7 protein-coding genes are annotated in these 6,580 nt (G+C 64.7%); 4 read left to right on the top strand and 3 right to left on the bottom strand.

Annotated elements, in window-relative coordinates:
• From CW267_RS17125 to CW267_RS17110, 4 genes are all read left to right on the top strand, one after another.
• Positions 1 to 735 (top strand): 4-hydroxyphenylpyruvate dioxygenase family protein (locus CW267_RS17125; RefSeq protein ID WP_206054919.1); only part of this gene is annotated, 735 nt, incomplete at its 5' end.
• Between the two features lie 71 nt (positions 736 to 806).
• Positions 807 to 2,129 (top strand): MFS transporter, encoded by a 1,323-nt coding sequence (locus tag CW267_RS17120; RefSeq protein ID WP_012541401.1) that lies wholly within the window; start codon positions 807 to 809, stop codon positions 2,127 to 2,129.
• 15 nt (positions 2,130 to 2,144) lie between these two features.
• Entirely contained in the window at positions 2,145 to 2,981 is an 837-nt protein-coding gene (locus CW267_RS17115) for a shikimate dehydrogenase family protein (protein ID WP_100780940.1), read from the top strand.
• Positions 2,982 to 3,037: 56 nt separating this feature from the next.
• The gene (locus CW267_RS17110) at positions 3,038 to 3,781 is read left to right on the top strand and encodes a substrate-binding domain-containing protein (protein ID WP_012967935.1); all 744 of its coding nucleotides are present in this window, start codon (positions 3,038 to 3,040) and stop codon (positions 3,779 to 3,781) included.
• Here the strand turns inward: CW267_RS17110 and CW267_RS17105 are convergent.
• Genes CW267_RS17105 through CW267_RS17095 form a run of 3 tightly spaced genes read right to left on the bottom strand, consistent with a single transcriptional unit; the run spans position 3,765 to position 6,566 of the window.
• Positions 3,765 to 4,514, bottom strand: coding sequence for an ABC transporter ATP-binding protein (locus CW267_RS17105; RefSeq protein WP_038422714.1), 750 nt, complete (start codon positions 4,512 to 4,514; stop codon positions 3,765 to 3,767). The two genes, CW267_RS17110 and CW267_RS17105, sit on opposite strands and share 17 nt — an antisense overlap.
• Positions 4,511 to 5,518, bottom strand: a complete 1,008-nt coding sequence (locus tag CW267_RS17100) for a FecCD family ABC transporter permease (RefSeq protein WP_016161290.1) — start codon at positions 5,516 to 5,518, stop codon at positions 4,511 to 4,513. The genes CW267_RS17105 and CW267_RS17100 overlap by 4 nt, the downstream gene beginning before the upstream one ends.
• Positions 5,508 to 6,566, bottom strand: a complete 1,059-nt coding sequence (locus tag CW267_RS17095) for an ABC transporter substrate-binding protein (protein WP_100780939.1) — start codon at positions 6,564 to 6,566, stop codon at positions 5,508 to 5,510. Before CW267_RS17095 ends, CW267_RS17100 begins: the two co-directional genes overlap by 11 nt.
• Between the last annotated feature and the right edge of the window lie 14 nt (positions 6,567 to 6,580).

The raw sequence follows: 6,580 nt of genomic DNA, 5'->3' as shown, positions 1-6,580 counted from the left end.
GCCCGCGCGCTGGGGTATGCCACCTGGCAGGGCGATGCCGGGCCGAACGAAACGCCGATCCCGGCGATCTGCGCCCCGGACGGTAGCCTTATCTATCTCATCGAGGCCGGGGAAGGGATCTATGAGCGCGATTTTCATCTGCGCGACGGACTGACGGTGCGCGAGGATTATCTCGGTATCGACCATCTGGCGCTGGGGATGGAGGCCGACAGCCGCGACAACTGGGTGATGTTCTTCCGCACGGTGTTTGGTTTTACCCTTGAGCATGAGCAGACGCTGCCGGACCCGTATGGACTGGTGCGCAGTCTGGCGGTGCGCAGCCCGCAGGGCGATATCCGTCTGGCGCTGAATATTTCGCAGAGCCGGGCGACGCAGATTGCCCGCTCGGTCGCCTGCTACCAGGGGGCAGGGCTGCAGCATGCGGCCTTTGCCTGCCGCGATCTGCCGGCCACCTGCGACCAGCTTGCCGACGTTGCCCGCCATGCGCTGCCGATCCCGGCCAATTATTATGACGATCTGCTGGCGCGCTTCGGCGGCGAGCTGGACGTTGGGCAACTGCAGCGGCGGCAGCTCCTCTACGACCGCGATCCGCAGGGCGGGGCCTTCCTGCATCTTTATACCCGCCCCTTTACCGCCGGGCGCTTTTTCTTTGAATTAACCGAACGACGGGCCGGTTACGCGCTCTATGGCGCGGCGAATGCCGCCGTCCGTCTGGCGGCGATGCAGTATTGTTAGCCCGAATCAAATGGTTCATTATGCTTTAAACACAATAACAACATCCTCTGTACCCGAGACAGGAACTGACTATGAGCTCATATAGCCCTAACCCGACGGCTGCCGCCCAGCCTGCCGTCACCGTGCGCCGCTCCCGGCGGCGCATCGGCATCCTTGCGCTGTTGGCCATTGGTACCATGATCAACTACCTCGATCGCACCGTGCTGGGGATCGCCGCCCCAAAGCTCACCGGTGAGCTGGGGATCGACCCGGCGATCATGGGTATCCTTTTTTCCGCCTTCGCCTGGACCTATGCCCTGGCGCAGATCCCCGGCGGGCTGTTCCTTGACCGCTTTGGCAACAAAGTGACCTATTTTCTGTCGCTGACCCTATGGTCGCTGTTTACCCTGTTCCACGGCATGGCGGTGGGGCTGAAAACACTGTTGCTGTGCCGCTTCGGACTCGGCATTAGCGAAGCGCCGTGCTTTCCGGTCAACAGCCGGGTGGTCAGCGCCTGGTTCCCGCAGCATGAGCGGGCGAAAGCCACAGCGGTGTACACGGTAGGGGAATACCTCGGGCTGGCCTGCTTTGCGCCGCTGCTGTTCTGGATCATGGACGGCTTTGGCTGGCGGGTGCTGTTCGTCAGCGTCGGCGCGGTCGGTATTCTGTTTGCCCTGGTGTGGTGGCGCTGCTACCGCGAACCGCATGAAGATCCGCGCCTCAGCCAGCAGGAGCGCGAGCATATCGAAAACGGCGGCGGCCTGAGCGCCCCGACGGACCAGCAGGTGGCGTTCAGCTGGCCGCTGGTCCGCCAGCTGCTGAGCAAGCGGCAGATCATCGGCGCCAGCATCGGCCAGTTTGCCGGCAATACCGTGCTGGTGTTCTTTCTCACCTGGTTCCCGACCTGGCTGGCCACCGAGCGGCATATGCCCTGGCTGAAGGTCGGCTTCTTCTCCATCCTGCCGTTTGTCGCCGCCGCGGGCGGGGTGATGTTTGGCGGCTGGATCTCCGACAAACTGCTCAAGGCCACCGGGTCGGCCAACCTTGGCCGTAAGCTGCCGATCGTCGCCGGTCTGCTGATGGCCAGCTGCATCATTACCGCCAACTGGCTGCAGAGCGACCTGGCGGTGATCCTGGTGATGTCGTTTGCCTTTTTTGGCCAGGGGATGGTGGGCCTCGGCTGGACGCTGATCTCCGATATTGCCCCGAAGGGGCTGGGCGGCCTGACCGGCGGCCTGTTTAACTTCTGCGCCAACCTCGCGGGGATCCTCACCCCGCTGGTGATCGGCTTTATCGTTGCCGGGTTCGGCAATTTCTTCTACGCGTTGATCTACATCGGCGGCGCCGCGCTGCTGGGCGTGGTGGCCTATCTGTTTATCCTCGGCGACGTCAAACGTATCGAGTTATCGCAGTAAGCAAAGGAGCAAGGCATGGTGATTAGTGGAAATACGCGGCTGATAGCGCACCTTGGCTATCCGACCGCCAGTTTTAAGGCGCCGATGATCTATAACCCGTGGTTCGTCGACCAGCAGGTGGACGTAAAGGTGGTGCCGATGGGGGTCAGGCCGGAGGACTACGCCGCGTTTATTCCGCCGCTGTTTACGATGACCAACATCATCGGCGCGCTGGTGACGATGCCGCATAAAATCGCCACCTGCGATCTGGTCCAGCGCCTGAGCCCGACGGCGGCCATCGCCGGCGCCTGCAATGCCATCCGTCGCGAGGCCGACGGCAGCCTCTCCGGGGATATGTTCGATGGCGACGGCTTTGTGCTGGGCCTGCGTCGTAAAGGGTTTAATCCGCAGGGGACGCGGGCGCTGGTGGTCGGCAGCGGCGGGGTGGGATCGGCTATCGCCGCCTCTCTCGCAGCGGCGGGAGTCAGCGCCCTGACCCTGTACGATACCCGGCCCGAGGTGGCGCACGCCCTCGCCGGACGGCTGCATCAGCACTATCCGCAGCTCGATATCACCCTGATGCGGCACGACCCTGTCGGACACGAGCTGGTGGTCAATGCCACCCCGCTGGGGATGAAGGCCAGCGATCCGCTGCCGCTGGACGTTGACCGTCTGGCGCCAGGCACCTGGGTGGGGGAGGTGGTGATGACCCAGGAGTACACCCCGCTGCTGAGGGCCGCTCAGGCGCGACAGTGCCATATCCAGCGCGGGACCGACATGTTGTTTGAAATGATCCCCGCTTATCTGCGCTTTTTCGACCTGCCGGTAGCCACTCCAGAGCAGCTGCGCGCGCTGGCGGAAATTCGCTACTGACGCGACGGCAAACCGGGTAATATAGCGTTATGTTATCCGGTTTATAGCGACTCTCTATGATGTCCACTCCTCTCACGCTGCTGGCGGCGGGAAGCCTGAGAAGCGCTTTCCTGCCGCTGGTGGCGCACTTTCAGCAGCACACTGGCCTGGCGGTCGATGCGCAGTTTGGCCCTGCCGGCCTGCTGCGCGAGCGGATCGAGGCCGGGGCGCCGTGCGCGGTTTTTGCGTCCGCCAACGCGGCGCACCCGCAGGCGCTGCTGCAGGCCGGTCTGGCGCAGGAATGCCAGGGATTTGCCGGCAACCAGCTGATGCTGACCGCCCGGCGGTCGCCGGACAACGATGGCCTGGACTGGCTGGCGCTGCTCAGCACGCCCCGCCTGCGGCTGGCGACCTCCACGCCGGGATGCGATCCGTCGGGAGATTATACCTGGCAACTGTTTGCCCGAATTGAGGCGCACTATCCTGGGTTGGGCAACGCGATAGCCGGGCGGGCGCAGCCGCGGGTCGGCGGCAGAGACTCACTGAGCGTGCCGCCGGGCGAGATAGCCGGCGCGTGGCTTATTCGCCAGAATCTGGCGGATCTGTTTATCGGCTACGCGCACTATGGCCCCGCGCTGGCCGCCTGCGACGATCTGCGTACCCTGACCATCCCGGCGCCGTGGAATATTCGCTGCGATTACCAGCTGGCGCGCCTCAGGGCGGATCCCGCCGCGCTGGCCCTGTATCGCTTTATCCTCGGCGACGTTGGCCAGGGGTATCTCCGGCAGGCGGGTTTTATGCCGTTCAGCGACGCAGAGTAAACCCCGGCGCCAGCAGAGGGGACGCGGACGCTGGATGGTAGATCAGACGTACCGGCAGGCCGTACGCTTGCCGGAGGTGCGTTTCGCTCAGCACGTCGGCGGTCTCGCCTGCCAACCACTGGCCCTCCGGCAGAAGCAGCAGCGTATGGCTGGCCACCTGCAGCGCATGGTTTGGATCATGGGTGGTGAACAGGACGGTGCGTGCCTGGCGGTGAGCGAGGTCGCCGATCAGCTGCAATACCACCTGCTGGTTACCGAGGTCCAGCGCCGAGCAGGGCTCATCCAGCAGGATATTCTGGCTGGCGCTGACCAGCGCGCGGGCAATCAGCACCAGCTGCTGCTGGCCGCCGGAGAGGGCGCCGAAGTCATCCCCGGCCAGGGCGGCAATCCCCAGCTGCGCCAGCGCGTTCTCAACCCGCCGGGCATCCTCCTCGCCCGGCTGGGCAAAGAGATCCACATGACGGGCGCGGCCCATCAGCACCACATCGCTCACGCGCCAGCGAAAAGCGGGACGAAACGACTGCGGGACCAGGGCGACGCCCCCCTCGCACTGCACCTGGCCGCCCAGCGGCGGCAACACGCCGGTCAGGGTGTCCAGCAGGGTACTTTTTCCCCGGCCATTGGCGCCCAGCACCGCCCAGATCTCACCGGGCCGGCAGGTCAGCGTGAGCGGGGCGAAGAGCGGCTGACGGTGGCCGTAGCGTAGCGCTTCCAGCGATAATGAGCTGTTCATCGGGCGGTACTCCGGCGCCGGGATTGCACCAGTAAAAAGGTAAACAGCGGCGCCCCGAGCAGGGCAGTGATGATCCCGATCGGGATTTCCGCCTGGGTCAGCGTGCGCGCCAGATCGTCCACCACCAGCATCAGCGCGGCGCCAAGCCAGAAGGCGGTGGGCAGCAGGCGACGATGGTCAGCGCCCACCAGCAGACGGGCGAGGTGCGGGACCACCAGCCCCATCCAGGCGATGCTGCCGCTGACCGCCACCTGGGCTGCCACCAGCACTGCACAGCACACCAGCACGCCGCGACGCAGCGCGGCCACCGGAACGCCAAGACTGCGGGCATCGCGTTCCTCCAGCGCCAGCAGGTTGATACGCCAGCGCAGCTTCCACAGCACCCCGGCGGCTAGCGCCATGGGCAGGGACATAAGCAGAACCTTATGCCAGCTGGCGGTCGCGAAGCTGCCGAGCAGCCAGAAAACAATGTTCGGTAACGTCTCTTCGCTATCGGCGAGGTACTGCATCAGGCTGACCAGCGCGGCGAAGAAGCCGCTGAGAATGATCCCGGACAGAATCAGCCCCAGCGTGCTGTCCCGCCCCTGCAGGGCGGCGAGGGCGTAAATCAGCCCCAGCGCGATGAGGCCGAAGAAAAAGGTCGAGGCCATCATCAGCAGACCGCCGACGCCCAACAGGATCGCCAGCGTGCCGCCGAAGGCGGAGCCGGCGGTCACCCCGATGATGTGCGGGTCCACCAGCGGGTTCTGGAACACGCCCTGCAAGGTGGCGCCGCACAGCCCCAGCGCGCCCCCGGCCAGCAGAGCCATGACCACGCGCGGCAGGCGAACCGACCAGACGATCTGCCCGATCACCCCTTCACCTGGCGGCAAATGGACCAGGGTGTGGCCAACGGCGCGCAGGCTTAACGGGTACTGGCCGAAACAGAGCGAGGCGACCGCGATCGCCAGCGTCGCCAGCGCCAGGCTACCCTGCAACCGCCAGGGATGGTGGTTAGCGCGCATCTGGCGTCCACGCCACGCGGTAAAAACGCTGATAGTAATCCCTGGCTTTACTGTCCACATCGATGCTCTGGTAGCGCGAAGGATAGAGTTTTTTCGCCATCCATAGCTCGCCCAGCGCCAGGGCCTCCGGCATCGGGTAACCCCAGGCTTTGGCGTACTCCGGCATCAGCCACACGCGGTGGTGTTTCACCGCATCGATCGCCTGCCACTGCGGGTCGTTCTCTATCTGTTTGACCACCTGCGGATAACGGTCCTGGACGAAGATCACCTGCGGGTTCCACTCCAGTACCTGCTCCAGCGACACCTGACGGGCGCCTTTTACGCTGGCGGCCGCCACGTTCAGCGCCCCGGCGTGCGCCATCATCAGCCCGGTGTATTTACCGGCGCCGTAGGTATTCAGATCGGGGTTGGCCATATACACCCGCACCCGCTGGTTCTGGGGAATATCGGCCACCGGCGCATTGGCTTGTTTGCGCGCCGCAAAGGTGTAGTGAATCAGCGCCTCGGCCTCGGGCTGGCGCTCGACGACCTCGCCGATAAGGCGGATCCCCTCCACCAGCCCGGCGTTATAGGCCTGCTCTTCGTCAGCCATGGTAGGGTTCATTTTATTTTTTTCCCCGGCGGCGTCCTGGCGCAGCGAGATGGCCACCACCGGGATCCCGGCCTGTTGGATCTGCGCGATCATCGCCGGCGGCGCATAGTTGGCGACAAAAACCACCTGCGGACGCAGCGCCAGCAGGTTTTCAATATTGACCTGGGTGAGATCGCCCGGGGTCGCCAGTTGCCCGATCTCAGGCATAAAGCGGGCGAACTGCGGCCCGAGCTGTTTCTGCCAGCTGCTTAAGACGCCGACGATATCCTCTGCGGCATGCAGTTGCACCAGCAGGTTGAGCGTCTGATGTTGCAGAACCACGACGCGGGTGATGTGGTCGGGGAGCGTGACCTGGCGACCCAGCTGGTCGGTGACGGTGCGGTCGGCAAAGGCCTGGCCGGTGAACAGGCTGGCGCTGAGCAGCGTCAGGCCCAGCAGTAAGGGGTGTTTTGACATGGTGTGGCCCGAAT

The organism is Klebsiella sp. X1-16S-Nf21 (assembly GCF_002837615.1).
Classification (GTDB): domain Bacteria; phylum Pseudomonadota; class Gammaproteobacteria; order Enterobacterales; family Enterobacteriaceae; genus Klebsiella; species Klebsiella variicola.
Note: the sequence above shows the minus strand (reverse complement) of the source record. Positions and strands in the feature narration are given on the sequence as shown.